Here is a 24951-nt window from a genome sequence, read left to right as displayed (position 1 = left end):
GTAGAGGAAAGTCACATCATGACCAATGTCGTCATCGCATCCGCCGCCCGGACCGCCGTGGGCAGTTTCGGCGGGGCGTTCGCCAATACGCCCGCCCATGACCTTGGTGCCGCCGTTCTGAAAGAACTGGTGGCCCGCGCCGGGGTGGACCCGTCCGAAGTCTCCGAGACCATTCTGGGGCAGGTGCTGACCGCCGCCCAAGGTCAGAACCCGGCGCGTCAGGCGCATATCAACGCAGGGCTGCCGAAAGAGAGCGCAGCTTGGGGCATCAACCAGGTCTGCGGCTCGGGCCTGCGCGCCGTGGCGCTGGCGGCTCAGCATATCCAACTGGGGGACGCGAATATCGTGGCCGCTGGCGGGCAAGAGAACATGACCCTCAGCCCCCATGCGCAAAACCTCCGCGCGGGCCAGAAGATGGGCGATCTGCAATTCATCGACACGATGATCCGCGACGGCCTCTGGGATGCGTTCAACGGCTACCACATGGGCCAAACCGCCGAGAACGTGGCCGAGAAATGGCAGATCAGCCGCGACCAGCAGGACGAATTCGCCGTCGCCTCGCAAAACAAGGCCGAAGCCGCGCAGAAGGCTGGCAAATTCGCCGATGAGATCGTTCCCTTCACCATCAAGACCCGCAAGGGCGAGACGGTTGTCGATCAGGACGAATACATCCGCCACGGCGCCAATATCGAAGCGATGCAGAAGCTGCGCCCGGCCTTCACCAAGGACGGCTCCGTCACCGCGGCCAATGCCTCGGGCATCAACGACGGTGCGGCGGGTGCGCTTCTGATGAGCGCGGATGAGGCCGAAAAGCGCGGCATTCAGCCGCTGGCACGCATCGCCTCCTATGCCACTGCCGGTCTCGACCCGTCGATCATGGGCGTCGGCCCCGTCTATGCGTCGCGCAAGGCGCTGGAGAAAGCCGGTTGGTCGCCCGAAGACCTTGATCTGGTGGAAGCCAACGAAGCCTTCGCCGCACAGGCCTGCGCCGTGAACAAGGAAATGGGCTGGGATCCGGAAATCGTGAACGTCAACGGCGGCGCCATCGCCATCGGCCACCCCATTGGTGCCTCGGGCGCGCGGGTGCTCAACACCCTGCTGTTCGAAATGCAGCGCCGTGACGCCAAGAAAGGTTTGGCGACGCTGTGTATCGGCGGCGGTATGGGTGTTGCCATGTGCCTAGAGCGCCCCTAAGACTAAATCGGCGCGCAACTTTCTTGCGCGCCGAAACATGCATTTGCAAGAACATTACCTTGAGGGAGGGATTACATGTCACGCATCGCTTTGGTCACCGGGGGAAGTCGCGGGATTGGCGCGGCCATTTCGACCACGCTGAAGGACAAAGGCTATACCGTCGCCGCCACCTATGCCGGCAATGACGAAGCCGCCGCGAAATTCACCGAAGAGACCGGCATCAAGACCTATAAATGGAACGTGGCAGATTACGACGCCTCCAAAGCGGGGATCGAACAAGTCGAAGCCGAGCTTGGCCCCATCGAGGTGGTGGTCGCCAATGCAGGCATCACCCGCGACGCACCCTTTCACAAAATGACCCCCGACCAGTGGAATGAAGTCATCGCCACCAATTTGACCGGCGTCTTCAACACGATCCACCCGGTCTGGCCCGGCATGCGCGAACGCAAGTTCGGGCGCGTTGTCGTGATCTCTTCGATCAACGGGCAAAAGGGGCAGTTCGCACAGGTGAACTATGCCGCGACCAAGGCGGGTGATCTGGGCATCGTGAAGTCACTGGCCCAAGAAGGCGCGCGCGCGGGCATCACCGCCAACGCCATCTGCCCCGGCTATATCGCGACCGATATGGTCATGGCCGTGCCCGAAAAGGTCCGCGAAAGCATCATCGCGCAGATCCCCGCCGGACGTTTGGGAGAGCCCGAAGAAATCGCCCGCGCGGTGGCCTTCCTCGTCTCCGACGATGCGGGTTTCATCAACGGCTCGACCATCTCGGCCAATGGGGCGCAATTCGTCGTCTGACGGGCCGATGTTCTGGAAATTTAATGGGCCAGTCTTTTCCAAAGACTGGCCTTATTTAATGCGACAAATGAAAGCCGAATGCGGCACTTACTGGCCATCCAGTCTGCCGCCCCGCCAAAGCGGAAAGACAGCGATCAAAAGCGCCGCATTGCGCGGTAAGGGTCAGCTCGACAGGCGGCTAATCTCCTCTTTCAAACGCAGTTTTTCCTTCTTCATGGAAGCCACTTTCAAATCGTCCATACCGGGGGCGCGTTGCGCGGTTTCCACCGCCTCACTCATCGCCTGATGCTTGCGCTTCAGGGTGTCCAGATGTGCGTTCAAAGCCATACAATCCTCCATGATTGGTGTGTGGAATTTCAGTGGACCACAGCGCGACCCACAAGTCACGCAGCACCGCAGCATAGGGGTGAAGTTGGTAAAAAAACGCTTAAGAAGTAGGATAGACCAGCGGCGCCCCCCGACGCAGGACCGCTTCAATTTCCGGCACATAGCTATCGCCATCCCCCTCATGCCGCGCGCCGAGGTGCATGACAAAGCTGTGATAGAGCCGAAAAGCACCGCGTCCGTTCTTGCGCGCACGCAAGAGAATCAACTCCGGCATCCGCCCCGCGCGCGAGGCGAGCGGCAGCACCTCAACCGATCCCATCTCATGCGGCAGCGCCGCCAGAATCTCGGGCAGCCGTTCGGCGCGATGGATAAAATGCGCCTGCCCCTTGGGCTTTAGCCGCCGCGCGGCGGTGCGGACCCATTGTCGCAGGGGTGTCGCCTCGCCCAAGGCCGTCTCGCGCCCCGGATCGCGGGACTGGACCGAAGCGGCCCGGTCGAAATAGGGCGGATTGGCCAGAACGTGGTCAAATTGTCGCTGGCGCAGATGCAGGGGCATCTCGGTCAGATCGGCCTCCACCACCTCCAGCGCCGCGCCGCCATTGCGCCGCGCCAGTTCAGCATAGGCGGGTTGCAGCTCACAACCCGTCAGCGTCAGCCCCGGCACCCGCGCCCCCAGACAAAGCACCGCCGCACCGGCCCCGCAGCCAAGCTCCAGCACGCTCTGCCCTGCCTCGGCCTCGATGCTCGCGGCCAGCAAAACCGGGTCCACCCCGGCGCGATAGCCCCGCCCCCGGCGCGGCTGCCAGAGGTGCAGCTTGCCGCCGAGAAAAGCGTCGCAGGTCAGGTCGTTTTCGGTGAAACGGGTCACAGCCCCAGCGGAATCTCATTGTCGCGCATCACCCGCAGGGCGGCGTCATGGTCATCAGGATGCACCATCAGGCGGCGCGGGAAAATCCCGATGCCCCCTTCGAGCACGCTCATGTTTACGTCCATTTCAAAGCAGTCTATATCCTCCCCCCTGAGAAGGGCGGTGGCAAAGGCGATGATGGTCATGTCGGTGCTGCGCAAAAGTTCCTTCATATCAAAGATGTAGAGCCGGATCACCGGCATGTCGAGCGGGACGCGGGAAATGATGATGAAAAGTGATGCAACGGGCAAACCGCACGACCGCATGGCGGCCTATCTAAGCGATGATATGGCGGCGGTCAGCGCCCTGATCCGTGAGCGGATGGCGTCGAAACACGCGCCCCGCATACCCGAGGTCACCGCCCATCTGGTCGAGGCGGGCGGCAAGCGCCTGCGCCCGATGCTGACGCTGGCCGCGGCCCGGATGTGCGGCTATGACGGGCCCTATCACGTCCATCTGGCCGCCACGGTTGAGTTCATTCACACCGCGACCCTGCTGCACGACGATGTGGTGGACGAAAGCGCCCAACGGCGCGGGCGGCCCACGGCGAACCTTTTGTGGGACAACCAGTCGTCGGTGCTGGTCGGGGACTACCTCTTTGCCCGCAGCTTTCAGTTGATGACCGAGCCGGGCTCGATGCCCGTCATGCGCATCCTGTCGAACGCCGCCGCGACCATCGCGGAGGGCGAGGTGCTGCAACTGACCGCCGCGCAGAATCTGGCCACGGATGAACAGGTCTATCTACAAGTCGTGCGCGGCAAAACGGCGGCGCTCTTCTCAGCCGCGACTGAGGTGGGCGGCGTGATCGCCGATGCGCCGGAGGATCAGGTCAAGGCGCTCTATGACTATGGTGACGCCCTTGGCATCGCCTTTCAGATCGTCGACGATCTGCTGGATTATCAGGGTGATACAGGGGCCACGGGCAAGAACGTCGGCGACGATTTCCGCGAGCGCAAGCTGACCCTGCCGGTGATCAAAGCCGTGGCCAAGGCCGACGAGGATGAGCGCGCCTTTTGGACCCGCACCATTGAGAAGGGCAAACAGGAAGAGGGCGACCTCGACCATGCGCTGATGCTTTTGGCCAAACACGACACGCTCACCGCGACGCAGCGCGATGCCTGTGACTGGGCGGAGAAGGCCAAAGCGGCGCTTGCCCCCCTGCCCGACCATGAGTTGAAAGACATGTTGATCGATCTGGCCGACTACGTCGTCGCCCGGATCAGCTAAGCGGCCAAGATCGGCGCGGCGGCGACCCACCATCGCGGCGCGGCGCTGGCGATGCGATGGGCCGCGGCCTCGGCCTGCGCCGCCATGGCGTAGAGGCCGAAACAGGTCGCGCCCGAGCCGGACATTCGCGCCAGCGCCGCATCGCTCAGCGCCTCTAGACAGGCCCCGATGACCGGCTCCCGCGCGATGGCGGGCGCGGCAAGGTCGTTGCGTTGTGCGCTCAGAAAATCAATGAAGTCGGAAAAGCCCGTGAAGCTCGGGATCACCTCGGGCATCGGCGACTGGTTCTTGTCGCTGAGCGCCGAGAAGACAGCAGGTGTCGGCACATCGACGCCGGGGTTCACCAGCACCATATGGCAAGGCGGCAGCGCGGAGAGCGGCGTAAGGACCTCCCCCACCCCCTGCATCCGCTGCGGGCGGCGTGTCAGGCAGACCGGCACATCCGCCCCGAGCTGCGCGGTGTCTGTGGGCAGCGGAACGCCCCAATGCGCCGCAAGCAAGTCCAAGGCCGCCGCCGCATCGGCAGAGCCGCCCCCGATCCCCGCCGCAGCGGGCAGGTGTTTCTCAAGATGCAGTGCGGCGCCACGGCCCGCGCCTGCGTCCAGCATCTCTGCCGCGCGCAGGACGAGGTTGCGCGCATCGGTCGGCACCCCTTCGGCCCGCGGGCCGCTGACCGTCAGGGTCAGATCATCCGCGGCAGCCACATCCAACCGATCACCCACACCGGCCCGCACCACCAGCGAATCCAGCAGGTGATAGCCGTCGGCCCGCTGGCCGGTGCAATGCAGGGTCAGGTTCACCTTGGCCCAAGCCATCCGCGACGCCGCAGCGCCGGGGTCGGCGGGCGCCCCATCCTTTGAAAGGCTCATTCGTCCGCAGCAACCTTGAGCGGGGCCGCGCCCTCTTCGGCCAGCACGGCATCGAGCCCGACTTCCAGCTTGCGGCGCATCCGCTCGGGGTCGGCCTCCGAATCCGCATCCGTCAGGTCAACGAAAGAGAGCGCCCGACGCCATTGGAATTCGGCCTCGCGCTTGCGGCCCACGGCCCAATAAACATCCCCGAGGTGATCGTTCACCACCGGATCGACCGGCTCCAACTCGACCGCGCGTTCCATCTGCTCCACCGCTTCTTCGTAGCGGTCCAGCCGGTAGAAGACCCAGCCCAGCGAATCGACGATATAGCCGCTGTCGGGGCTGGCCGCGACGGCGCGTTCGATCATGTCCAACGCCTCGTCCAAGTTGCGCTGCTGTTCGACCAGCGAGTAGCCGAGGTAGTTCAACACCTGCGGCTGTTCGGGATTCAACTCAAGCGCGGCGCGGAAATCGGCTTCGGAGCCTTCCCAATCGCCGCTACGCTCCTTGGCGATGGCGCGGGCGTAGAACAGCACCCAGCGGGCACGGGCGGTTTCGGGCGTCAGCGCGAGCGCTTGGTCGTAGGAGGCGATGGCCGCCTCATAGTCCTCTTCGGCCCGCAGCATATCGCCTAGCGTGGAATGCACCACGGCCAGATCACCATGGCTGCGCGCGAGTTGTTCCAGCACTTCGATCGCCTGCGCGGTCTTGCCCGAGCGGCGCAGCGCATCGGCGCGGCCCAGTTCGGCGGCGTGATAGGCCGGGCTGTCGGCAGGCAGGGATTTATATTCGGCAATCGCCAGATCATGCTCGCCAAGGTTTTCCAACAGGCTCGCCGTCAGCAGCAGCGCGTCGATATGTTCGGGGCGAAGATAGCGGGCGATGCGGGAATAAAGCAGAACGTAGTAGTCCCCCGCCGCCTCATTGCGCAGCACGGCGGCGAAGGTGAAAAACACCTCGGCCATACCCGCTTGGGCGTCGGGCATATGGCTGAAGGGCGCGGGCGTTTCCTGCTGCAAACCTTCGATCAGCCGCGCGATTTCGGGGTCGCTATCCGCGCCAAAACCGTCCGATAGCACGGCCAGCGCATCCTTGCTGCGCCCCAATTGGCCAAGAATCTCGGCATGGGCCATCACGCCGCGCCGGGTCTGGCCTGCGGCCCCTGCCTCACCACTGGCAAAGATCGCCTCCGCCCCTTCGAAATCGCCGACGCTCGCCAGCGCGAGGGCCTTGTGATACATCACGAAGCCCTGCATCCCGGCCTCTTCGCTCAGGCTGTCGAAAGCCTTTAGCGCGGCGGTGACATCTCCCGCCCCCATATGCGCCCAAGCCTGCACCAGCCCGCCGACCCAAGGGCCGATGGCCGAAGTATCGCGTTCAAGCAGGGCCATGTAATCGCCCTCTTTCGCCAAAGCGGCCACGAGGGTCATCTCGGCCACTTGGCTCTTGGTGCCGAGGGTGATCATATTGCGTGCCAGCGGCAGCGCCTTGTCCACCCGCCCGAGCGAGAGATAGGACAGCACCGCGCTTTCCATCAGTTCGATGTTCTTCGGGTCCCGCGCCAGCGCTTCGGTGTAGTATCGCGCGGCCTCGGGGTAGTCGCTGTTCACGGCGGCATGACGCCCCGCCAGATAGGGGCCTGCGACCGATTGCGCCATCAGCGGCGCCGACAGGCCGATGCAAAGCGCCGCAACGCTGGTGAAACCTAGGACATTCCGAAACATGCAAACCGCCTCATATCGCTTTGCACGCAGGCTATCATCTTCGTGCCGGGGCGCAATGGCGGGGCGGTGATGTCGCCCGGGGCAGACAGGATTTCGCCGAAAAGACGAAAAAGACCGGCACGCCTGCGCGTGCCGGTCCTTTAACTGTGCCTTTGGCGATGGCTCACATATTCGGGTAGTTCGGCCCGTCGCCGCCCTGCGGAGTGGTCCAGACGATGTTCTGCGTCGGGTCCTTGATGTCGCAGGTCTTGCAATGCACGCAGTTCTGGAAGTTGATCTGGAACCGCGTCTCGCCGGTTTTGTCATCCTCGACGAACTCGTAAACCCCCGCCGGGCAATAGCGGGCCGAGGGGCCCGCGTATTTCGGCAGGTTCACCTCGACCGGAATGCTCGGGTCTTTCAGCTTGAGATGCGCAGGCTGGCTCTCCTCGTGATTGGTAAAGGAGAAGGCCACATTGGTCAGACGGTCAAAGCTGAGCTTGCCATCGGGTTTGGGGTAGTCGATCTTCTTGTGCTTATCCGCAGGCTCGGTCGCCTCGGCGTCGGATTTGCCATGGCTCAGCGTGCCCAAGAGCGAGAAGCCGAGCGTGTTGGTCCACATGTCAAAGCCACCAAGCGCCAGCGACGCGGTGAGCCCGTATTTCGACCACAGCGGTTTCACGTTGCGCACCTTCTTAAGGTCCGTCGCGATCGGCCCTTCACGAACATCGGTCTCATATTCGGTCAGCTCATCACCGCCACGGCCCGCTTGGATCGCGGCATAGGCGGCCTCAGCCGCTGCCTTGCCCGAGAGCATGGCGTTGTGGTTGCCCTTGATGCGCGGCACGTTGACCATGCCCACCGAACAGCCCAGCAGCGCCACGCCGGGGGCCACCATCTTGGGCATCGACTGATAGCCGCCCTCGGTGATCGCCCGCGCGCCATAGGCCACGCGTTTGCCGCCCTTGAGCAGTTCGGCCACCATCGGGTGATGCTTGAACCGCTGGAATTCCATGTATGGGAAGACATGCGGGTTCTTGTAGCCGAGGTGGACGACGAAGCCGACGTATACCTGATTGTTCTCAAGGTGGTAGATGAACGACCCGCCGCCCGCATTGCTGTTCAGCGGCCAGCCCATCGTGTGGGTGACGGTGCCCTCGCGGTGCTTGGCGGGGTCGATCTCCCAGATCTCTTTCATGCCAAGACCGTATTTCTGCGGCTCCTTGCCTTCGTCCAGACCGTATCTCGCGATCACCTGCTTGCTCAGGCTGCCGCGCACGCCTTCGGAGAGGAAGACATATTTCCCGTGAAGCTCCATCCCCGGCTCATAGCTGGGGCCAGGGGTGCCATCGGCGTTCTTGCCCATCTCACCGGCGACGACGCCTTTGACTTCGCCATTCTCGCCAAAGACCAGCTCAGAACAGGCCATGCCGGGGAAGACTTCGACGCCCAGTTCCTCGGCCTGTTCGGCCATCCAACGGCAGACATTGCCCATCGACACGATGTAGTTGCCGTGGTTCTTCATCAGCGGGGGCATCGGAAACTCGGGGATGCGCAGCTTGCCCGCCTCGCCCAGCAGGTAAAAGTTGTCTTCCTTCACCGGCACGTTCAGCGGCGCGCCTTTTTCCTTCCAATCGGGGATCAGCGCGTCCAGCCCGCAGGGGTCAAGCACCGCGCCCGACAGGATATGCGCGCCGACTTCCGAGCCCTTTTCCAGCACCACAACATTGCAATCGGCGTCCAACTGCTTGAGCCGGATCGCAGCCGACAGGCCAGCAGGCCCGGCGCCGACGATCACAACGTCATATTCCATCGCTTCGCGTTCAATCTCGGCCATTTTGGTGCTCCCTCACGGCAAATTCGGTTTGGATTTGGCTAAACCACCGCCGCGCGCAATGCAATCGCGACCCTGCGTTTATTGCGCAAAACGTGGGCTCCACGACATAACATGACGCGCGACCTTGCGGATCGCCGGCTCTTCCCCCTTGAGGTAGTGCTGCCGCGCCCGGTTTCACCACCCAAGCGCTGCGGCCCGCACGGCGAAAACGGGACCGGATCGGCGGCAGTCAACCGCCGATCTCAGCGCCGTTAGCCCCTTGCAATTGGCGGGCAGTTTGGGTCAGGTATCTGCCAAGTTAACACGCAATTGGCCGCCCCCCGGCGAAAACCCGGGTGCGGCCCTCATTATGTAGGCACACCGCCATGGAAAAAATCCCGATGACCCGCGACGGTCACACCGCGCTCGAAGTCGAACTCAAGCAGCTTAAAACGGTTGAACGCCCCGCCATCATTAAGGCCATCGCCGAGGCGCGCGAACATGGTGACCTGTCGGAAAACGCCGAATATCACTCGGCCAAGGAAAAGCAGTCTTTCATCGAAGGCCGCATCAAAGAGCTTGAGGGCGTGATCTCGCTCGCCGATGTGATCGACCCCAAGAAACTGTCGGGCTCGATCAAATTCGGTGCCACGGTGACGCTGGTCGATGAGGACACGGACGAAGAGAAAACCTATCAGATCGTTGGCGAATATGAGGCCAATATCGAAAAGGGTCTTTTGAACATCAAATCCCCCATCGCGCGGGCGCTGATCGGCAAGGACGAGGGTGATTCCGTCGAGGTGCGCGCCCCCGGCGGGCAGAAATCCTATGAGGTTCTCAAGATCGTCTACGCTTGAACGGGAAAGCTGACATGGCAGAGCCCGACGCTTCCGCATCCCCTGAGCAAGCCCCCCGCGCTCCGCGCGGCGGGACCGGCGCGGCACGGCCCACGCCGATGGGCATCTACGACCGGCCCAAGGCCAATAGCATCACCGAGATCGAGGTCATCGCAGGCGCGCTTTCGGCGCTCTGGCTGCTTGGCACGGCGATCTATTTCACCTTCATCGCCGCCGAGGTGCCCGAGGGCACGCCCGACAGCGGGCTGCGCGGGCTGTTGATCCTGCTGGTGGTGATCATGCCCGTGGCGATGATCTGGGTTGGGGCCACTGCCGCCCGCGCCGGGCGGGTCATGCGTGAGGAGAGCCAACGCCTGCAAGCCGCGATTGACGCAATCCGGCATTCCTATATCTCGCAACAGCAGGGCAACAAACCGGCGGGCGAGGGCAGCATTGCACGCAAGCTTGATGAACTCGCCGCCAGCCTCCGCAAGACCGAAATCGCACTGGCCGGGCTTCAGGGCCGCGATGCGCCATCGCGCCCCGTCGATCCGGCCCCCGCGCCCACACCGCCCGCCGCCGAAGACCAGCCGACGCTGGCCCTTGGCACGCAGGCGGGCGACAGCGCGCAGCCGCTCTCTGCCGAGGATTTCACCCGCGCCCTCAACTTCCCCGAAACGGCGGAGGATCAGGCCGGTTTCGACGCCCTGCGCCGCGCATTGAAAGACCGGTCCGCCGCGCAGCTTGTGCAAGCCGCGCAGGATGTGCTGACCCTGCTCAGCCAAGACGGCATCTATATGGACGACCTGCGCCCCGACCGCGCCCGCCCCGAAGTCTGGCGGCAATTCGCCAGCGGCGCGCGGGGCCGGACCATCGCGCCTTTGGGCGGCATTCGGGATCGCTCCTCGCTGGCGCTGGCCAATGCGCGGATGCGGCAAGACCCGATCTTCCGCGACGCCGCGCATCACTTCCTGCGCCGCTTTGACCGGACCTTTGCCGAGTTCGAGAAACAGGCCACGGATGAGGAAATCTCGATGCTGGCCGACACCCGCACCGCCCGCGCCTTCATGCTGTTGGGCCGCTGCGCGGGCACCTTCGATTGACGCGCGGGCCTAGCCGGTAAAACTGCCGTAGGGGATGAAACGGACGGTATCGCCCGGCATGATGTCGCGGGCGGCCTCGTCCAATTCGACCAGCCCTTCGGCCCAGCTGAGCCCGCTGATGCGCCCCGACCCTTCGGAGGCAAAGACCTCGGCCTGGCCATCGCGCATCCGCGCGCGCAGGTACTCCCGCCGCCCGGCCTTTTTGCGCTTCTCGAAGGCGGCAGGCACATCGAAACCCTGCGGCTCCTGCCAGCCGCCCCCGGCCAAAAGCGCCATGGCGGGCCGGGCGAAGATCAGCGAACAGACCATCGCCGCCACCGGATTGCCCGGCAGGCCAAAGACCGGCACCCCCTGCCACATCCCAAGCGCCAAGGGCCGCCCCGGCTTCACCGCGATCCGCCAAAGCTGCATCGCCCCCGCTTCGCTCAACAGGGCCGAGACGTGGTCTTCGTCCCCCGCCGATGCGCCGCCACTGGTGAGGATCACATCGACTTGCCCTGCCGCCGCATCCAGTCGCGCGCGCAGCGCGGCGCGGTCGTCGGCCACGCGGCCCAGATCGACCGCCTCATGGCCAAAATCGGCGGCAAGTTGCAGCAGCATCGGGCGGTTGGCGTCGTAAATCTGCCCGTCGCGGGCCGTATCGCCCATTTCGACCAATTCATCCCCGGTTGAGATCACGCCGACCTTGAGCCTTTTGCGCAAAGACACCTCCGCCACACCGGCGGCGGCCAGAAGCGCCAGTTCCGCCGGACCGATGCGCGTGCCCGCGGCGAGGATCACGTCCCCCGTCTGCACATCCTCCCCGGCCTTGCGGGTGTTGCCCCCCTGTTTGACCGGCCCGTGAAAGCGCAGCACGCCCTCCTCAGCGGTCACATCCTCTTGCAAAATGACGGTATCGACGCCTTCGGGCAGTGCCGCGCCGGTCAACACGCGGATCGCTTGCCCCGCAGGCACCGCACCGGGGCGGCCGCCCGCCGCCGCGCGGCCCGGCACCAGCGGCATCTCATGCAGCCCCTCGCTCCGCCCCCCGGCAAAGCCATAGCCATCGACCGCCGTATTGGGCAGCGGCGGGTTGGCGCGGATGGCAGAAACATCTTCGGCCAAGATGCGCCCCCCGGCATCGGCGGCGGGCCGTGTCTCGGCCTCTGTCACCGCGTGAAGCCGCGCGCGCAGCAGGTCCAGCGCCTCATTCACCGGGGTCCAATGCACGCCGGGCGGCAAGGCGAAACAGTCATTGCGCAAGGGCGGCGGCGCGGGCGTGGCGGCGGCCGCCGGGGTGGCGATCAGCCCCACGTCGCGCAGAATGAAATCGGCAAGGGCGGCGGTGTCGTTCAGATCGAAAACGGGCCGATCCGCCTCAAGCGGCACATCGCTGGCCAGTGCCCGCACCGTCGGATCATCCGGCGCGATCAATGGGTTTCCGGTCTCGGCCCGATGGGCTTCGACCTTCGGATGGCCGTCGCGTTTGTAGCCTTCGATCAGCACCAGATCGACGGGCGAGAGCCGCGCCAGATGCGCCTGCAGCGGCGGCTCATCGGCCCCGCGCAGCTCATGCATCAGGGCGAAACGCGCACCCGAGGCCAAGAGCACCTCCCGCGCGCCGGCGATGCGGTGGCGGTGGCTGTCTTTGCCGGGGTGGTCCACGTCAAACGTGTGATGCGCGTGCTTGACGGTTGAGACGGTGAAGCCGCGGCCCGTGATCTCGGCCACCAGCCGCTCCATCAGCCCGGTCTTGCCTGCGTTTTTCCAACCGACAACGCCGTAAACCTTCATACCATCGCCTCTGCTTTCGCCAGATCTTCGGGCGTGTTCACGTTGAAGAATGCCGCCTCATCGGGGAAGAGTGCTTCGCGCCCGTCGTGGCGGTCCGTCCAGAGCACCACCTTGCGCAGCCCGCCGGCCAAAGCGCTGCGCAGATCGTCGCGCAGCGCCACGGGCCAGAGGCCAAAGGTCGGATGCCGCGCGGTGCCGCGTTTCGCGTCCGGCGTGGCGGCGAGGGCGAGCGGATGGGCCATGCCATCGGCAGCCAGCAGCAGACGCGGCACCAGATCGCAAGGGAAGAAAGGCGTGTCGGCGGCAGCCGTCACGATGCTCTCGGCCCCCTGTTCGGCGGCCCAGTCGAGCCCAGCAAGCACCCCCGCCAGCGGCCCGGCGAAGCCTTCGATACTGTCGGCCAGCACCGGCAGGCCGAGGTCGGCAAACCGCGCCGGATCGCCATTGGCATTAAGCGCCAGCCCCGCAACCTGCGGCTCCAGCCGGTCGATCACCGAGGACAGAAGCGTGCCCTGCCCCAGCGGCAGCAGCCCCTTGTCGCCGCCGCCCATACGGGTCGCCTGCCCGCCCGCCAGAATGACGCCAAGTGGTTGTTTCATGTGGTCAATCCTTCGCGCCCTTGCGCCCGCTTTTGCGCGGCTCATCCGCCACGCTGGCCGGATCCGCATCGCGGATCAGCCGCCCCTCCCCGGCCAGACAGGTAAAGCGCTGCCCGCGCATCCGCCCGATCAGGGTCAGGTTCACCTGTTGCGCAATCTCCACCCCCCAAGCGGTAAAGCCCGAGCGGGACGCCAACACCGGAATGCCCATCATCGCCGTCTTGATCACCATCTCAGAGGTCAGCCGCCCGGTGGTATAAAGCACCTTATCCTCGACCCCGACCCCTTCGGAGAGCATCCAACCCGCGATCTTGTCGACCGCGTTGTGACGGCCCACATCCTCCATATAGACCAAAGGCCGGTCGCCTTGGCAGAGCACCGTGCCGTGGATCGCCCCGGCCTCCAGATAGAGGCTCGGCGTGCGGTTGATCTTGGCCGCCAGCGCATAGAGGTCGGATGTGCGTACCGGGGTCTCGGGCAAGCTCACCTCCGCCAGCCCCTCCATCATATCGCCAAAGACCGTGCCCACGGCGCAACCGCTGGTACGGGTCTTGCGCTGCATCTTATCTTCGTAATCGGTGGCCCGTTTGGTGCGAACAACGACGGTCTCAAGCTCTTCGTCATAGTCGACGCCAGTGATCTCTTCGTCCGGTCGCAGCATCCCCTGATTGCGCAGGAACCCAAGCGCCAGATAGGCCGGATAGTCGCCAATGGTCATGGCGGTCACGATCTCTTGCCGGTTGAGGAATATCGTCAGGGGGCGCTCTTCGACCACATTGATCGCCACTTCGGCCCCGGTGTGATCCACGCCAGAGACGCTGCGCGTCAGCCGAACAGCAGTCGGATCCGGGGTGATCAGATAATTGCTAAGTTCATTGTCTCGGGCCAATTGTATCCCCCTGCGGTTAGGTCTAAGCCTTTGACATTATATTTAAGAGTTCGCCATGGCCATCACCACCACCAAATCCGCCTATCGCAAAGGGATCGTCGACGCGCTGCCCTTTGTGCTGGTGATCATCCCCTTCGCCTCGCTCTTTGGCCTATTGGCCACCGAGGCCGGGTTGAACGTGTTCGAAACGCTGACATTTTCGATCGTGGTGATCGCCGGGGCCGCGCAGTTCACGGCGCTGCAACTGCTGCAAGAAGACGTGCCCACGGCGATCATCCTCGCCTCTGCACTGGCGGTGAACCTGCGCATGGCGATGTATTCGGCCTCTCTCACCCCGTGGATTGGCGGCGCGCCGCTGTGGCAGCGGGCGTTGGCGGCCTATATGACGGTCGATCAATCCTATGTGGCGGCGATGACGCAATATGAGCGCGACCCTGAGATGACCGTGCCGCAGCGCATGGCCTATTTCTTTGGGACCGTGACGCCGGTGGTGCCGCTTTGGTATATCTTCACGCTGATCGGGGCGATGGTCGGCTCCAGCGTGCCTGACAGCTGGGCCTTGGATTTTGCCATTCCGATCACCTTCCTCGCCATGATCGCACCGATGTTCCGAACGCTGGCCCATGTGGCGGCGGCGCTGGTTGCGGTGGTCGTCAGCCTTTTCGCCGTCGAGGTGCCCTATGCGCTTGGGCTGATCATCGCGGGGCTTGCGGGCATGATCACCGGTGCGCAGGTCGAGGCATGGATGGAACGGCGCAAACCGGGGAGCACGGCATGATGATCGATAGAACCGCACTTTGGGTCGTGATCATCGGCCTCGGGCTGGGCAGCTTTTTCCTGCGCTTTGTCTTTACCGGATTGGTCGGCAACAAACAGATGCCCGCGTGGCTTCTGCGGCATCTGCGCTATACTGCCGTGGCGATTCTGCCCGCGCTGGTGGCTCCGCAGGTGATCTGGCCCTCGGCCACCGGGGGGCAATTCGATCTGCCGCGCGTTACCGCGGCGGCGGTGACATTGGGCATGGGGCTGGTGACCAAGAACGTCCTCGCCGCGATCCTGTCGGGGGCCGCGGCGCTTTATGGGATGCTCTATCTTGTGGGGTAAGCGCGGGCGCTACTGATGGGCCAGTTGCGCCGCGCGCAGGGCGTCGATCACATCGCCCTCATCGTCTTCGTAATATTTCGTCGTGGTGACACCCGGCAGGGCCTCGAACCGCTCTTGCAGCTTGACGGGATAGAAGGTCGACCCGACGCTTTGAAACCCCGGCAACTGGCTGAGAATGCCGCTGGTGGCATTGGCGCAAAAGGCACCGGGCACCGCGCCATTGGCGGTCACCAGTTCGAGCGCGCGTTCGGCCACCTCGGGGCTGACGGGGATTTCCTGACTGACCACATGAAAGGTGCTGCGCGCATGAGCGGATTTATAGGCCTGCAACCAAGCGGGCGTCACCCCGTAGAGCACATCGCCCCGCTCGGCCATCCGCGCGTCCCGAAAGGATCCCGCGGGGTCAAAGATCACCCGCTGCGAGCCGTTCACCATCAGCGCGCTATGGCCGCCGCTGCCGGTGCGGTTGTTCACCATGGTCAACAATGTGAGGGACGGCGGCTCAGGCGCGCGATAGGCCGCACGCGCCACGACGTCGGGCGGGCTATCGGGGCTTTGATCCACCGAACAGCCAGCCAGAACGCCAACAAGCGCAATCGACGCCAAGAGTGCTCTCAAAGGACGACCCTCGCGCCTAGGGATAGGACGTGATCAACCGGCAAAGATCGCCAGCAGAACAAGAATCACGAGGATGACGACGGTGCCGCGTGTCACGAAGGACATGAATCCGTCAAAGGTCTTTTGCTGCTCTTCGTAATTCATGCTGCCGTGTTCATGTTCAGCCATTTTCGTCTCCCTAAGACAATTTGTTGGCGCTGATTAACCTATTCGCATCACCCTGTCACGAGGGATTGATGCGCAGAAAACCATACTAGCTTTGCGCCGCATTACGCGCTATAGGGGAATCCTACGCTTCCCCGCACGCTATAGAGTCTCTCAGACTTCGCCGTCTTCCAGATCGGCGACCAGCCGAAAGCCGATCCGTTGCGGGGCGGCATCCGGCACCTTTTTCGGCAAGGCCCGCAGCATCACGTTCAACTGCCCCACATGCTGCACCAGTTGCGCACGCGCCCCTGCTGGATCGACGCCGTAAAAGGTGATGATATCGGGGTCGAAATACCCCATGCCTTCGATCCGCAGCACCCCGGCGTCGCCCCCGGCAAAGCCGATGGCCGCCTCGTGGTCGTTGTCGAGCTTTTCCTCGAAATTCTTGAGATAAAGCACCACCCGCTCATAGGCCCATTGGGCGGGGGATTTCTGCTTCACCGGCTTGTCGGTGACGGATTTGGGCAGGGGTTGGTCGCCAGACTTGGGCTGATCCGCGCCGGTGTGCACCTCATGCATGCGCGGTAATGCCGCAGCCTCATAGGCCTCGGCTGCCGTTTTCACCTCATCGCCCATCGCTCACCCCTTACGCTGATACACCCATGCGCCATCCGCCGCGCGCAAGCTGCGCGTGGCCTCTCCGGCTTGGTAAAGGTGGCTCAGATGGGCGACGGCTTCAACCAGCGCGAGGCCATATTCCGCCTCACCGATATTGCGTTTGAACAGCGGCGCGAAACATTCCGAGGCCGATTTCGGCGTGTCGATATGGGCCAGAAGCCTGCGCAGGGCGCTGTGATGGTTTTCGATCAACTGCTTCAGCCGCGTCGGCAGGCCGGTGAAGGGCAGTTTGTGGCCGCCAAGCACCAGATGATCCTCCCGCGCCAAGGGCAGAAAACGCTCGCAAGCCTCCAACCACTCGCCGATGGGATCGGCCATCGGCTCGGTCGGGTAGACGCCGATGTTGGGGCTGATGGAGGGCAGGATCTGATCCCCCGCGATCACCAGATTGTCATCGCGGCTCCAAAAGGTCGCGTGTTCGGGGGCGTGGCCATTGCCGATATGCACCTCCCAATCGCGCCCGCCCATGCGGATCAAATCGCCCTGCCGGATCCGCGTGAACCCCAGCGGCAGCGGGGCCACCACATCGGCGAAATTGAAAGGCCGCTCGCTGGCGCGTTTGTCATAGAGCGCCGCGGCCATCCCCGCTTTGCGGTAGAACGCAAGGGCTTCGGCGACCGGCACCTCTTGGACATCCAGCGTCAGCATCCGCGCGGTCAACCACGCGGTGCGTGTGGTGACCAGTTCCGCCCCAAATTCGGTCTGCAACCATCCGGCAAGGCCGACGTGATCGGGGTGGTGGTGGGTGACGACCACGCGCGAGATCGGCTTGCCGCCGAGCGGCCCTGCCATCAGCCCGCGCCAAATCTCCCTGGCCCGGCGCGAGGCAAAGCCCGTGTCGATCACCGTCCAGCTATCGCCCTCGTCCAATGCATAAACGTTGACATGATCCAGTTTCATCGGCAGCGGCAGGCGGAACCAAAGCACCCCCGGCGCCACCTCAATCGCCTCCCCCTCGGCGGGCGGCACCTCCCAAGGATAGCGCAGCCCCTTGGGCGGTTTCGGCGAAGCGGTGGAGAGGGTGGCCTGCTCTGTCATCTGCTTTTCAGTTCTTCAACATCAAGCGCATAGAGGTCTTCTGCCCCGGCCTGTGCATGGGCCAGCAGGCCCTGATGCTCGGGCAAGAGACGTTGGATATAGAACCGCGCCAGCTTGGCCCGCGCATCGCCTGCGCCGGCGGCCTTCTCGGCCATGGCGGCTTGCAGATGCAGATGCCCGCCCATCACGCGGGCGAAGGCGCGCAGGTAGGGGACGGCACCGGCGAAACGGGCGTTCATGTCCTTCTGCGCGGTCATCCACTCGGTCGCCTCGCGCAGGGTCTCGCTGGCCTGCCAGACCGCATCGGCCATGCGCGGGAAAGGGCCGCGTGCGGATTCGGCATGGGCTTCGATCTCATCCAAGAGCCGGTTCGCCGCCTCGCCGCCGTCCATCATCTTGCGGCCCACAAGGTCCATCGCCTGAATGCCGTTGGTGCCCTCGTAGATCGCGGTCACGCGCACATCGCGGCTGAACTGCGCCGCGCCGGTTTCTTCGATAAAGCCCATGCCGCCATGCACCTGCACGCCCATTTCAGCAACGCTGATGCCCACGTCGGTGCCGAATGCCTTGGTGATCGGGGTGAGGAACGCGGCCCGCGCGCCCCATTCATCCCCCTGCCCGGCGCGCGCCATATCGCTGGCATAGGCACAGCTCAGCGCAATCGCGCGGGAGGCAAAGATATCGGCCTTCATGCTCAAGAGCATCCGGCGCACGTCGGCGTGATCCACGATGGTACCGGTGCCGCCTTCGACGGGGGAACGGCCCTGCTTGCGCTCCAACGCATAGTCCAGCGCCAGTTGATAGGCCCCTTCGGCCGCGCCGATGCCCTGTTCGCCGACACCAAGCCGTGCGTTGTTCATCATGGTGAACATCGCCGCCATGCCGCCGCCCTCGCGGCCCACCAGCCAGCCGGTGGCCTTGTCATATTGCATCACCGCGGTGGGCGAGCCGTGCAGGCCCATTTTATGCTCAAGGCTGACCACATTCACGCCATTGCGCTGGCCCGGCGCACCATTCTCATCGGGGATGAACTTCGGCACGAGAAAAAGGCTGATCCCCTTGGTCCCCGCCGGTGCCCCCGGCAGGCGCGCAAGAACCAGATGGCAGACATTGCCTGCGAAATCATTGTCACCCCAAGAGATGTAGATCTTCTGACCAGAGACGGCATAGGTCCCGTCGCCATTGTCTTCGGCCCGGCTGCTCAGCGCGCCCACGTCCGACCCTGCCTGCGGCTCGGTCAGGTTCATCGTGCCGGTCCATTCGCCCGAGATCAGCTTGGGCAGGTACAATTCCTTGATCGCGTCGCTCGCGTGGTGCTCCAATGCTTCGATCTGCCCTTGGCTCATCAGGGGGGCGAGTTGCAGCGACAGGCAAGCGCCGCTCATCATCTCGTTGACCGCGCTGGTCAGGGTCATCGGCAAGCCCATGCCGCCAAACTCCGGGTCCGCCGACATGCCGATCCAGCCGCCCTCGGCAATCGCGGCGAAACCTTCGGCAAATCCGGGAGAAGTGCGCACGACGCCGTTTTCCAGCTTGGCAGGGTGCAAATCCCCGCCCCGTTGCAGCGGCGCCAACACGTCATCGCAAAGCCGTCCGGCCTCTGACAGGATCGCGCCGGTGACGTCTTCACTGGCCTCAGCGAAACGGTCGGTGCTGCGAAGCGTTGCGAAATCCAACACGTCCTCGATCAGAAAACGGTAGTCATCCACGGCGGCGCGGTACGGCATATCATATCCTCCTGAAAGGCGCGCTTGTTCTGGCAAGCCTGACATGGCCCTGATAAAGGCTGGTTTATGTTGCCGCCAGCATGAAATGCCCGGCCGCCCCCCGCAACCCAAACGCGGCGTCACGGGATGCTGCATGATCCGACAGGCCGAAACACCCGATGACCCAGCCGACCGAGACCCTGACCGCCACGCCCCAAGGCATCGCCCGCGCGGCACGCCTGCTGCAAGACGGCGCGCTGGTCGCCCTGCCGACCGAGACGGTCTACGGCCTCGGCGCGGATGCCCGCAACGGTGAGGCTGTCGCGGGCATCTATGCTGCCAAGGGGCGGCCCAGTTTCAACCCGCTGATCGTGCATCTGCCGGATATCGACACCGCCAAACGCTATGTCGACTGGACCGAGGAGGCCGACCGTCTGGCGCAGGCCTTCTGGCCCGGCGCGCTCACGCTGGTCCTGCCGCTGAAGGCCGACAGCGGGCTGTCGTCGCTGGTCACGGCGGGGCTGCCGAGCCTTGCGGTGCGGGTGCCCGCCCATCCCGCCATGCGGCAAGTCTTACAGACGCTCGGTGGGCCCGTCGCCGCGCCCTCGGCCAACCCCTCGGGCAAAATCAGCGCGACCACGGCGGATCATGTGCGGGCGGGCCTCGACGGTAAGATCGCGGCGGTGCTGGACGACGGTGCCTGCCCCGTTGGATTGGAAAGCACGATCATCGGCCTGACCAGCCCCCGCCCTGCCCTGCTGCGCGCAGGCGGCCTGCCGAGCGAGGCGATTGAGGCCGCGCTTGGCCAAGGGCTGGAGGTTGTCAATGGGGCCGAGATCATCGCGCCGGGGCAGCTCGCCTCGCATTACGCTCCCGGCGCGGCGGTGCGGCTGAATGCGCGAACGGCGGGGCCGGGTGAAGTGCTGCTTGGGTTTGGCGAGATGATCTGCGACCTCAACCTCTCCCCCTCCGGCGATCTAACCGAGGCGGCGGCGAAACTGTTCGACCACCTGCACCAGTTGGACGCCACCGGTCAGACCATCGCCGTGGCACCGATCCCCGATCACGGGCTGGGCCGCGCGATCAACGACCGATTGGCCCGCGCCGCAGCACCGCGTTAGGCGTGCCCGGCTGAGGCCGACAGCCCCAAGGGGTCGATCCCCAGCGTCTTGAGCGCCGCGCCCCATTTCTCGGGATCCGGCAAGTCGAAAATCACCTCGGGCGAGGCTTCGCAAGTCAGCCATCCGTTCTGGGCGATCTCACCCTCCAACTGCCCCGGCCCCCAGCCCGCATAGCCCAGCATCAACTGCGCCTGCGCCGGGCCCTTGCCGGTGGCGATGTCTTCGAGGATGTCACGGGTGGTGGTCAGGGCGATGCCATCGCCCACGCGCAGCGTCTCAATGGCCGAGCGGTATTCGTCGGAATGCAACACAAAGCCGCGCCCCGTCTCGACCGGCCCGCCGAAATGAACGGCCAGCGATTTGGCCTGCGGCGGTGTGTCTTCGACCAGTTGATCCAGCACATCCGACAGGCGCAGTTCCGGGGCGGGTTTGTTGACGATCAACCCCATCGCCCCCTGTTCGGAATGCGCGGAAAGATAGATCACCGAATGCGCGAAACGCGGATCGCCCATGCCCGGCATCGCGACCAGCAGCTTGCCCGTCAGTTCCATCGTCTGCCCCGTCAACGCCCACCTCCTGAAGGTAACCTTTCTTTGAACATGGCCGCTTGCGCCCCACAAAACAAGAGAGGCGCCCCACCGTCCGCCGCATCGGCGAAACATGGATGATGCAAATGTGACTTGGCAGGCGCGAAAGGATACCGCATCAAGTCCGCATGACCATATCGCGCTTCTTTTCCGCCCTTCTCTCCTGTCTCGCCTTCGCCCTGCCCGCCACGGCGCAGGATGCTGTCGGCACGCCCTTGCGGGGCGATCTGCTCACTGGTTGGCAACAGTCTGACGGGCGGCGGGTGGCGGCGATCCGGCTGCGCATGGCACCGGGCTGGAAGACCTATTGGCGCAGCCCCGGTGACGCAGGCATCCCGCCGGAGTTTGACTGGTCCGGCTCGGACAACCTGCGCGATGTGCAGATCACATGGCCCGCGCCCAAGGTCTTTGACCAAGGCGGGGTGAACTCCATCGGCTATGCCCGCGAGGTGATCCTGCCGCTGACCATCACCCCGCGCAGCCCCGGTGCGCCGGTGACATTAGACACCAGCATCGACCTTGGCGTCTGCAGCGACATCTGCCTGCCGCAGACCATCCACCTGCGCGCCCTGCTCGACACCCGCGACAGCAAGCCCACCCCGGCCATCGCCGCCGCCTTTGCCGCGCGGCCCTATTCCGGGGCCGAGGCCGGATTAAAAAGCGCCCATTGTAGTCTGCGCCCCACCGCGCGGGGGCTGGAGATCGAAACCCGGCTGGCCCTGCCCTCTGCCGGGGGTAAGGAGACCGTGGTGATCGAACCCGGCAATCCCAACATGTGGATGAGCGAGACCGTAAGCCAGCGGTCGGGAAATATGCTTGTCGCCAGCGGCGAGATGATCGCCGAGAACGGCACCGCTCTGGCGCTGGATCGTTCCGCCATTCGGATCACGGTGATCGGCAAGAACCACGCGGTCGAGGTCACGGGCTGCACCTCAAGCTAAACCCGCGCGCTACTTGCGGCGCTGATGCTCGTCCAGCCGCGGCATGATCTCAACGAAGTTGCAGGGCATGTGGCGGTAATCTAACTGTTTCAGCAGGATGCCGTCCCACGCATCTTTACAGGCACCCGGACTGCCCGGCAGCGCAAATAGATATGTCCCCTGCGCCACGCCGCCCGTCGCACGGCTTTGCACCGCGCTGGTGCCGATCTTCTCCATTGAGATCATGGTGAAGACCGTGCCGAAGGCGTCAATCTCTTTCTCATAGACATCGCGGTGCGCCTCGACCGTCACGTCGCGCCCCGTGAGGCCAGTGCCGCCGGTGCTGATTACCACGTCAATCTCAGGGTCCGCGCACCAGTCGCGGAGTTGCGCCGCGATGGCGGGGCGGTCGTCGGTCACGATCTCGCGCGCGGCCAGCACATGGCCCGCCGCTTCGATCCGCGCGACCAGCACATCGCCCGAACGGTCCTCGGCCAAGCTGCGGCTGTCCGAGACGGTGAGCACGGCAATTCTTACGGGGATGAACGCCCGGCTGTCGTCGATCCTGCTCATGTCCTCTCCATCATTGCCAAACGCGCGGCCAAAGCCACGAAAATACCACTGCTGATCCAGCCCAGCAGCCGTCCGCCCCCGGCCAGTCGTCGCCCGATCCCGGCGGCAAAGACCCCCACCGCGCCGTTGATGACGAAACCGCCCAGTGCCAGCACCGCACCAAAGGTCAGGAACTGCGCCAAGACCGGCCCGGCCTCGGGCACCACGAATTGCGGCAAGAAGGCCAGCACGAAAAGAATCACCTTGGGGTTTGTCAGATTGACGGCGAAACCGGTGTTGAAAGCGCGCCAACCGCCCATGCCGGGCGTCGTATCGCGCGGCTTTCCAGCCTGCCGCAGCGTTTGCACCGCAAGCCAGAGCAGATAGGCCACGCCGAGCCAGCGGATCATGTCCAGCGCCCAAGGCAGCGCCGCGACGACCGCGCCCAGCCCCAACCCGGCCAAAGCCACATGCACCAGCACGCCCGCCGAAATCCCCGCGCTCGCCGCCAATGCAGCCCGCGGGCCCGAGCGCAGCCCCTGCCCAAGGCAGAACATCATATCCGCCCCCGGCGTGAGGTTCAGCGCCAAGGCGGCGGGCACGAAGGCCAGAAGGGTCAGCGCATCAACCATCGCGCAGCTTTGCCTGAACGCTGAGCAGATCGGCCCAAGCCTCGCGCTTGGCCTCGGGATTGCGCAGCAGGTAGCCGGGATGCACCATCGGCATGCAAGAAAGATCAGCGGCCTTGGTCCAATTGCCGCGCAGGCGCATGATGCTGCGTTTCTCCAAAAGCGATTGGCAAGACCAATTGCCAAAGAGCACCAGCACCTTGGGCTTGGCCAATTCGATATGACGCTGCACAAAGGGGCGCATCATCGCGATCTCATCTGGCTTCGGGTCGCGCCCCTGCGGCGTGCGCCACGGCAAGATGTTCGACAGATAGACATTGCGGTCCCGCCCCATGTCGATCGCCGCCAGCATCCGATCGAGCATCTGACCCGCCCGCCCCACGAAGGGCTTGCCCGCGCGGTCTTCGTCCCGGTCGGGGGATTCGCCCAAGATCATCAATGGCGCGCCGGGCACCCCATCGGCGAAAACCAGATTGCGCGCGCCCTTGTGCAGCTCGCAATGCTCGAACCCTTGGATCGCGGCGCGCAGCTCTTCCAATGTCTGCGCGGACTGCGCGGCGCGGCGGGCCAGTGCCACCGGGTCGGGTTGCTCAGAGGCTTGCAGGGGCTGCGGCCCTTTGGCCAGCTTGGCGCTGGCCTTGGGCGGGCTTGCGGGCACTTCATAGCGGTTGACCGGCGCGTCGCAGATCGCCTCGGTCGCGCCAAGCTCGACCTGCCACGCCAGCATCTCTGCCGCCTGATGATAATCGAATGATTCCATGACCCGCAGCTTACGCCCTGAGGACGGGGGGCGAAATGCCCTATCGCCGCGCTTTACGCGCCAAGCCCCCCGCGCCTATAAGGCGGCAACAGCAGAAGGGATCGCCACCATGTCATTCGCCCATCGCCACCTGCTTGGCATCGAGCAGCTCTCGCAATCCGACATTACCACCCTTCTGGACTTGGCCGACACCTATGCCGACCGGAACCGCCAGCCGAACAAACATTCCGACGCGCTGCGCGGGCTGACCCAGATCAACATGTTCTTTGAGAACTCCACCCGCACGCAGGCGAGTTTCGAGATCGCGGGCAAACGCCTTGGCGCGGATGTGATGAATATGGCGATGCAGGCCAGTTCGATCAAAAAGGGTGAGACGCTGATCGACACGGCGATGACGCTGAATGCCATGCACCCCGATCTGCTGGTCGTGCGCCACCCGCAATCGGGCGCGGTGGACCTGCTGGCCCAAAAGGTGAACTGCGCCGTGCTGAACGCGGGCGACGGGCGGCACGAGCACCCCACGCAGGCGCTCTTGGACGCACTGACGATCCGCCGCGCCAAGGGGCGGCTGCACCGGCTCAGCATCGCGATCTGCGGTGACATCGCTCACAGCCGCGTGGCACGGTCGAACATCCTGCTTTTGGGCAAGATGGAAAACCGCATCCGCCTTGTCGGCCCGCCGACCCTAATGCCCAGCCAGATCGACCAGTTTGGGGTCGAGGTCTTCGACGACATGAAAAAGGGCCTCGAAGGTGTCGACGTGGTGATGATGCTGCGACTTCAGAAAGAGCGGATGGATGGCGGCTTTATCCCGTCGGAGCGCGAGTATTACCACCGCTACGGGCTCGACGCCGAAAAGCTGGCCCATGCCAGCCCCGACGCCATCGTCATGCACCCCGGCCCGATGAACCGCGGGGTGGAGATTGACGGCACCTTGGCCGACGACATCAACCGTTCGGTCATTCAAGATCAGGTCGAGATGGGCGTCGCCGTGCGCATGGCCGCGATGGACCTGCTCGCGCGCAATCACATCGCCGCCCAACCCGGCGCGGCCTGACCGGAACCCCG

General features: G+C 64.5%; 28 protein-coding genes. 10 read left to right on the top strand and 18 right to left on the bottom strand.

What is annotated here, in order from left to right; translation table 11 throughout:
- The first annotated feature begins 18 nt into the window (after positions 1-18).
- Together ACGYKA_RS14970 and phbB are read left to right on the top strand one after the other, a co-directional pair.
- Positions 19-1194, top strand: a complete 1176-nt coding sequence (locus ACGYKA_RS14970; protein WP_209218288.1) for an acetyl-CoA C-acetyltransferase — start codon at positions 19-21, stop codon at positions 1192-1194.
- 75 nt (positions 1195-1269) lie between these two features.
- Positions 1270-1992, top strand: a complete 723-nt coding sequence (gene phbB, locus ACGYKA_RS14965) for an acetoacetyl-CoA reductase (RefSeq protein ID WP_209218289.1) — start codon at positions 1270-1272, stop codon at positions 1990-1992.
- Between the two features lie 162 nt (positions 1993-2154).
- Here phbB and ACGYKA_RS14960 read toward each other — a convergent pair whose 3' ends face one another.
- From ACGYKA_RS14960 to ACGYKA_RS14950, 3 genes are all read right to left on the bottom strand, one after another.
- On the bottom strand, positions 2155-2319 hold the full coding sequence (locus tag ACGYKA_RS14960) for a YdcH family protein (RefSeq protein WP_082852182.1): 165 nt from the start codon (positions 2317-2319) through the stop codon (positions 2155-2157).
- Between the two features lie 100 nt (positions 2320-2419).
- The gene (locus ACGYKA_RS14955; protein ID WP_394411519.1) at positions 2420-3187 is read right to left on the bottom strand and encodes a tRNA1(Val) (adenine(37)-N6)-methyltransferase; all 768 of its coding nucleotides are present in this window, start codon (positions 3185-3187) and stop codon (positions 2420-2422) included.
- Entirely contained in the window at positions 3184-3399 is a 216-nt protein-coding gene (locus ACGYKA_RS14950; RefSeq protein ID WP_040700850.1) for a DUF2007 domain-containing protein, read from the bottom strand. The genes ACGYKA_RS14955 and ACGYKA_RS14950 overlap by 4 nt, the downstream gene beginning before the upstream one ends.
- A gap of 55 nt (positions 3400-3454) precedes the next feature.
- On the opposite strand from ACGYKA_RS14950, the gene ACGYKA_RS14945 reads away from it, so the two are divergent.
- A complete protein-coding gene (locus ACGYKA_RS14945; protein WP_394410506.1) occupies positions 3455-4453 on the top strand; it encodes a polyprenyl synthetase family protein in 999 nt (332 codons plus the stop codon).
- On the opposite strand, the gene ACGYKA_RS14940 is transcribed toward ACGYKA_RS14945, so the two are convergent.
- From ACGYKA_RS14940 to ACGYKA_RS14930, 3 genes are all read right to left on the bottom strand, one after another.
- Entirely contained in the window at positions 4450-5322 is an 873-nt protein-coding gene (locus tag ACGYKA_RS14940; protein ID WP_394411522.1) for a 4-(cytidine 5'-diphospho)-2-C-methyl-D-erythritol kinase, read from the bottom strand. The genes ACGYKA_RS14945 and ACGYKA_RS14940 overlap by 4 nt on opposite strands.
- Positions 5319-7028: a tetratricopeptide repeat protein gene (locus tag ACGYKA_RS14935; protein ID WP_394411525.1), complete on the bottom strand. Its 1710-nt coding sequence runs from the start codon at positions 7026-7028 to the stop codon at positions 5319-5321. Before ACGYKA_RS14935 ends, ACGYKA_RS14940 begins: the two co-directional genes overlap by 4 nt.
- Before the next feature lie 163 nt (positions 7029-7191).
- Positions 7192-8844 (bottom strand): electron transfer flavoprotein-ubiquinone oxidoreductase, encoded by a 1653-nt coding sequence (locus tag ACGYKA_RS14930; protein WP_271688195.1) that lies wholly within the window; start codon positions 8842-8844, stop codon positions 7192-7194.
- Positions 8845-9209: 365 nt separating this feature from the next.
- On the opposite strand from ACGYKA_RS14930, the gene greA reads away from it, so the two are divergent.
- Complete coding sequence (greA, locus tag ACGYKA_RS14925) at positions 9210-9680, top strand: transcription elongation factor GreA (protein WP_394411528.1); 471 nt, start codon at positions 9210-9212, stop codon at positions 9678-9680.
- Positions 9681-9694: 14 nt separating this feature from the next.
- Positions 9695-10762, top strand: coding sequence for a hypothetical protein (locus tag ACGYKA_RS14920; protein ID WP_394411531.1), 1068 nt, complete (start codon positions 9695-9697; stop codon positions 10760-10762).
- Between the two features lie 9 nt (positions 10763-10771).
- Here the strand turns inward: ACGYKA_RS14920 and ACGYKA_RS14915 are convergent, their stop codons facing one another.
- From ACGYKA_RS14915 to ACGYKA_RS14905, 3 genes are read right to left on the bottom strand one after another with little or no spacing between them, the layout of a single operon-like run.
- Entirely contained in the window at positions 10772-12535 is a 1764-nt protein-coding gene (locus ACGYKA_RS14915) for a bifunctional molybdopterin-guanine dinucleotide biosynthesis adaptor protein MobB/molybdopterin molybdotransferase MoeA (protein WP_394411534.1), read from the bottom strand.
- Entirely contained in the window at positions 12532-13134 is a 603-nt protein-coding gene (mobA, locus tag ACGYKA_RS14910) for a molybdenum cofactor guanylyltransferase MobA (protein ID WP_394411537.1), read from the bottom strand. The genes ACGYKA_RS14915 and mobA overlap by 4 nt, the downstream gene beginning before the upstream one ends.
- Before the next feature lie 4 nt (positions 13135-13138).
- Positions 13139-14023, bottom strand: a complete 885-nt coding sequence (locus tag ACGYKA_RS14905) for a formate dehydrogenase accessory sulfurtransferase FdhD (RefSeq protein ID WP_394411540.1) — start codon at positions 14021-14023, stop codon at positions 13139-13141.
- Between the two features lie 55 nt (positions 14024-14078).
- Here ACGYKA_RS14905 and ACGYKA_RS14900 point away from each other — a divergent pair, with 55 nt between their 5' ends.
- Both ACGYKA_RS14900 and ACGYKA_RS14895 read left to right on the top strand, forming a co-directional pair.
- A complete protein-coding gene (locus ACGYKA_RS14900; RefSeq protein ID WP_394411543.1) occupies positions 14079-14801 on the top strand; it encodes an AzlC family ABC transporter permease in 723 nt (240 codons plus the stop codon).
- On the top strand, positions 14801-15127 hold the full coding sequence (locus tag ACGYKA_RS14895) for an AzlD domain-containing protein (protein WP_394411777.1): 327 nt from the start codon (positions 14801-14803) through the stop codon (positions 15125-15127). Before ACGYKA_RS14900 ends, ACGYKA_RS14895 begins: the two co-directional genes overlap by 1 nt.
- A 9-nt stretch (positions 15128-15136) precedes the next feature.
- Here the strand turns inward: ACGYKA_RS14895 and ACGYKA_RS14890 are convergent, their stop codons facing one another.
- The 5 genes from ACGYKA_RS14890 to ACGYKA_RS14870 form a co-directional block, all read right to left on the bottom strand.
- Positions 15137-15745, bottom strand: a complete 609-nt coding sequence (locus ACGYKA_RS14890) for a hypothetical protein (RefSeq protein ID WP_394411545.1) — start codon at positions 15743-15745, stop codon at positions 15137-15139.
- A 33-nt stretch (positions 15746-15778) separates the two neighbouring features.
- Positions 15779-15913, bottom strand: a complete 135-nt coding sequence (locus ACGYKA_RS14885; RefSeq protein ID WP_067265607.1) for an aa3-type cytochrome c oxidase subunit IV — start codon at positions 15911-15913, stop codon at positions 15779-15781.
- A 150-nt stretch (positions 15914-16063) separates the two neighbouring features.
- On the bottom strand, positions 16064-16528 hold the full coding sequence (locus ACGYKA_RS14880) for a DUF6173 family protein (protein WP_394411548.1): 465 nt from the start codon (positions 16526-16528) through the stop codon (positions 16064-16066).
- 3 nt (positions 16529-16531) lie between these two features.
- Positions 16532-17608, bottom strand: a complete 1077-nt coding sequence (locus tag ACGYKA_RS14875) for an MBL fold metallo-hydrolase (RefSeq protein WP_394411551.1) — start codon at positions 17606-17608, stop codon at positions 16532-16534.
- Complete coding sequence (locus tag ACGYKA_RS14870; RefSeq protein ID WP_394411554.1) at positions 17605-19335, bottom strand: acyl-CoA dehydrogenase; 1731 nt, start codon at positions 19333-19335, stop codon at positions 17605-17607. Before ACGYKA_RS14870 ends, ACGYKA_RS14875 begins: the two co-directional genes overlap by 4 nt.
- Before the next feature lie 158 nt (positions 19336-19493).
- Between ACGYKA_RS14870 and ACGYKA_RS14865 the strand changes: the two genes are divergently transcribed.
- Positions 19494-20435, top strand: coding sequence for an L-threonylcarbamoyladenylate synthase (locus tag ACGYKA_RS14865; protein WP_394411557.1), 942 nt, complete (start codon positions 19494-19496; stop codon positions 20433-20435).
- On the opposite strand, the gene ACGYKA_RS14860 is transcribed toward ACGYKA_RS14865, so the two are convergent.
- The gene (locus tag ACGYKA_RS14860) at positions 20432-20986 is read right to left on the bottom strand and encodes a YqgE/AlgH family protein (protein ID WP_067265595.1); all 555 of its coding nucleotides are present in this window, start codon (positions 20984-20986) and stop codon (positions 20432-20434) included. The two genes, ACGYKA_RS14865 and ACGYKA_RS14860, sit on opposite strands and share 4 nt — an antisense overlap.
- A 164-nt stretch (positions 20987-21150) precedes the next feature.
- Here ACGYKA_RS14860 and ACGYKA_RS14855 point away from each other — a divergent pair, with 164 nt between their 5' ends.
- Complete coding sequence (locus tag ACGYKA_RS14855) at positions 21151-21963, top strand: protein-disulfide reductase DsbD domain-containing protein (protein WP_394411559.1); 813 nt, start codon at positions 21151-21153, stop codon at positions 21961-21963.
- Positions 21964-21972: 9 nt separating this feature from the next.
- Here ACGYKA_RS14855 and moaB read toward each other — a convergent pair whose 3' ends face one another.
- From moaB to ACGYKA_RS14840, 3 genes are read right to left on the bottom strand one after another with little or no spacing between them, the layout of a single operon-like run.
- The gene (gene moaB, locus ACGYKA_RS14850; RefSeq protein WP_394411562.1) at positions 21973-22515 is read right to left on the bottom strand and encodes a molybdenum cofactor biosynthesis protein B; all 543 of its coding nucleotides are present in this window, start codon (positions 22513-22515) and stop codon (positions 21973-21975) included.
- Positions 22512-23126: a LysE family translocator gene (locus ACGYKA_RS14845; RefSeq protein ID WP_067265585.1), complete on the bottom strand. Its 615-nt coding sequence runs from the start codon at positions 23124-23126 to the stop codon at positions 22512-22514. Before ACGYKA_RS14845 ends, moaB begins: the two co-directional genes overlap by 4 nt.
- On the bottom strand, positions 23119-23883 hold the full coding sequence (locus ACGYKA_RS14840) for a uracil-DNA glycosylase family protein (RefSeq protein WP_271688207.1): 765 nt from the start codon (positions 23881-23883) through the stop codon (positions 23119-23121). Before ACGYKA_RS14840 ends, ACGYKA_RS14845 begins: the two co-directional genes overlap by 8 nt.
- Before the next feature lie 109 nt (positions 23884-23992).
- Between ACGYKA_RS14840 and ACGYKA_RS14835 the strand changes: the two genes are divergently transcribed.
- Positions 23993-24940 (top strand): aspartate carbamoyltransferase catalytic subunit, encoded by a 948-nt coding sequence (locus ACGYKA_RS14835; protein ID WP_067265620.1) that lies wholly within the window; start codon positions 23993-23995, stop codon positions 24938-24940.
- The last annotated feature ends 11 nt before the right edge of the window (positions 24941-24951 follow it).

The organism is Sulfitobacter sp. 1A15106, assembly GCF_043556995.1.
In the GTDB taxonomy this organism is placed as follows: Bacteria; Pseudomonadota; Alphaproteobacteria; order Rhodobacterales; family Rhodobacteraceae; genus Sulfitobacter; species Sulfitobacter faviae.
Note: the sequence above shows the minus strand (reverse complement) of the source record. Positions and strands in the feature narration are given on the sequence as shown.

Bases quoted from the DNA above. Each gene is read 5' to 3' on its own strand.
- ACGYKA_RS14870 (WP_394411554.1), bottom strand. From the start codon at position 19,335: ATGCCGTACCGCGCCGCCGTGGATGACTACCGTTTTCTGATCGAGGAC.
- ACGYKA_RS14855 (WP_394411559.1), top strand. From the start codon at position 21,151: ATGACCATATCGCGCTTCTTTTCCGCCCTTCTCTCCTGTCTCGCCTTC.
- ACGYKA_RS14865 (WP_394411557.1), top strand. From the start codon at position 19,494: ATGACCCAGCCGACCGAGACCCTGACCGCCACGCCCCAAGGCATCGCC.
- ACGYKA_RS14900 (WP_394411543.1), top strand. From the start codon at position 14,079: ATGGCCATCACCACCACCAAATCCGCCTATCGCAAAGGGATCGTCGAC.
- ACGYKA_RS14915 (WP_394411534.1), bottom strand. From the start codon at position 12,535: ATGAAGGTTTACGGCGTTGTCGGTTGGAAAAACGCAGGCAAGACCGGG.
- ACGYKA_RS14960 (WP_082852182.1), bottom strand. From the start codon at position 2,319: ATGGCTTTGAACGCACATCTGGACACCCTGAAGCGCAAGCATCAGGCG.
- moaB (WP_394411562.1), bottom strand. From the start codon at position 22,515: ATGAGCAGGATCGACGACAGCCGGGCGTTCATCCCCGTAAGAATTGCC.
- ACGYKA_RS14875 (WP_394411551.1), bottom strand. From the start codon at position 17,608: ATGACAGAGCAGGCCACCCTCTCCACCGCTTCGCCGAAACCGCCCAAG.
- ACGYKA_RS14930 (WP_271688195.1), bottom strand. From the start codon at position 8,844: ATGGCCGAGATTGAACGCGAAGCGATGGAATATGACGTTGTGATCGTC.
- ACGYKA_RS14880 (WP_394411548.1), bottom strand. From the start codon at position 16,528: ATGGGCGATGAGGTGAAAACGGCAGCCGAGGCCTATGAGGCTGCGGCA.
- ACGYKA_RS14885 (WP_067265607.1), bottom strand. From the start codon at position 15,913: ATGGCTGAACATGAACACGGCAGCATGAATTACGAAGAGCAGCAAAAG.
- greA (WP_394411528.1), top strand. From the start codon at position 9,210: ATGGAAAAAATCCCGATGACCCGCGACGGTCACACCGCGCTCGAAGTC.
- ACGYKA_RS14970 (WP_209218288.1), top strand. From the start codon at position 19: ATGACCAATGTCGTCATCGCATCCGCCGCCCGGACCGCCGTGGGCAGT.
- mobA (WP_394411537.1), bottom strand. From the start codon at position 13,134: ATGAAACAACCACTTGGCGTCATTCTGGCGGGCGGGCAGGCGACCCGT.
- ACGYKA_RS14950 (WP_040700850.1), bottom strand. From the start codon at position 3,399: ATGAAGGAACTTTTGCGCAGCACCGACATGACCATCATCGCCTTTGCC.
- ACGYKA_RS14845 (WP_067265585.1), bottom strand. From the start codon at position 23,126: ATGGTTGATGCGCTGACCCTTCTGGCCTTCGTGCCCGCCGCCTTGGCG.
- phbB (WP_209218289.1), top strand. From the start codon at position 1,270: ATGTCACGCATCGCTTTGGTCACCGGGGGAAGTCGCGGGATTGGCGCG.
- ACGYKA_RS14945 (WP_394410506.1), top strand. From the start codon at position 3,455: ATGAAAAGTGATGCAACGGGCAAACCGCACGACCGCATGGCGGCCTAT.
- ACGYKA_RS14935 (WP_394411525.1), bottom strand. From the start codon at position 7,028: ATGTTTCGGAATGTCCTAGGTTTCACCAGCGTTGCGGCGCTTTGCATC.
- ACGYKA_RS14860 (WP_067265595.1), bottom strand. From the start codon at position 20,986: ATGGAACTGACGGGCAAGCTGCTGGTCGCGATGCCGGGCATGGGCGAT.
- ACGYKA_RS14895 (WP_394411777.1), top strand. From the start codon at position 14,801: ATGATCGATAGAACCGCACTTTGGGTCGTGATCATCGGCCTCGGGCTG.
- ACGYKA_RS14835 (WP_067265620.1), top strand. From the start codon at position 23,993: ATGTCATTCGCCCATCGCCACCTGCTTGGCATCGAGCAGCTCTCGCAA.
- ACGYKA_RS14940 (WP_394411522.1), bottom strand. From the start codon at position 5,322: ATGAGCCTTTCAAAGGATGGGGCGCCCGCCGACCCCGGCGCTGCGGCG.
- ACGYKA_RS14920 (WP_394411531.1), top strand. From the start codon at position 9,695: ATGGCAGAGCCCGACGCTTCCGCATCCCCTGAGCAAGCCCCCCGCGCT.
- ACGYKA_RS14840 (WP_271688207.1), bottom strand. From the start codon at position 23,883: ATGGAATCATTCGATTATCATCAGGCGGCAGAGATGCTGGCGTGGCAG.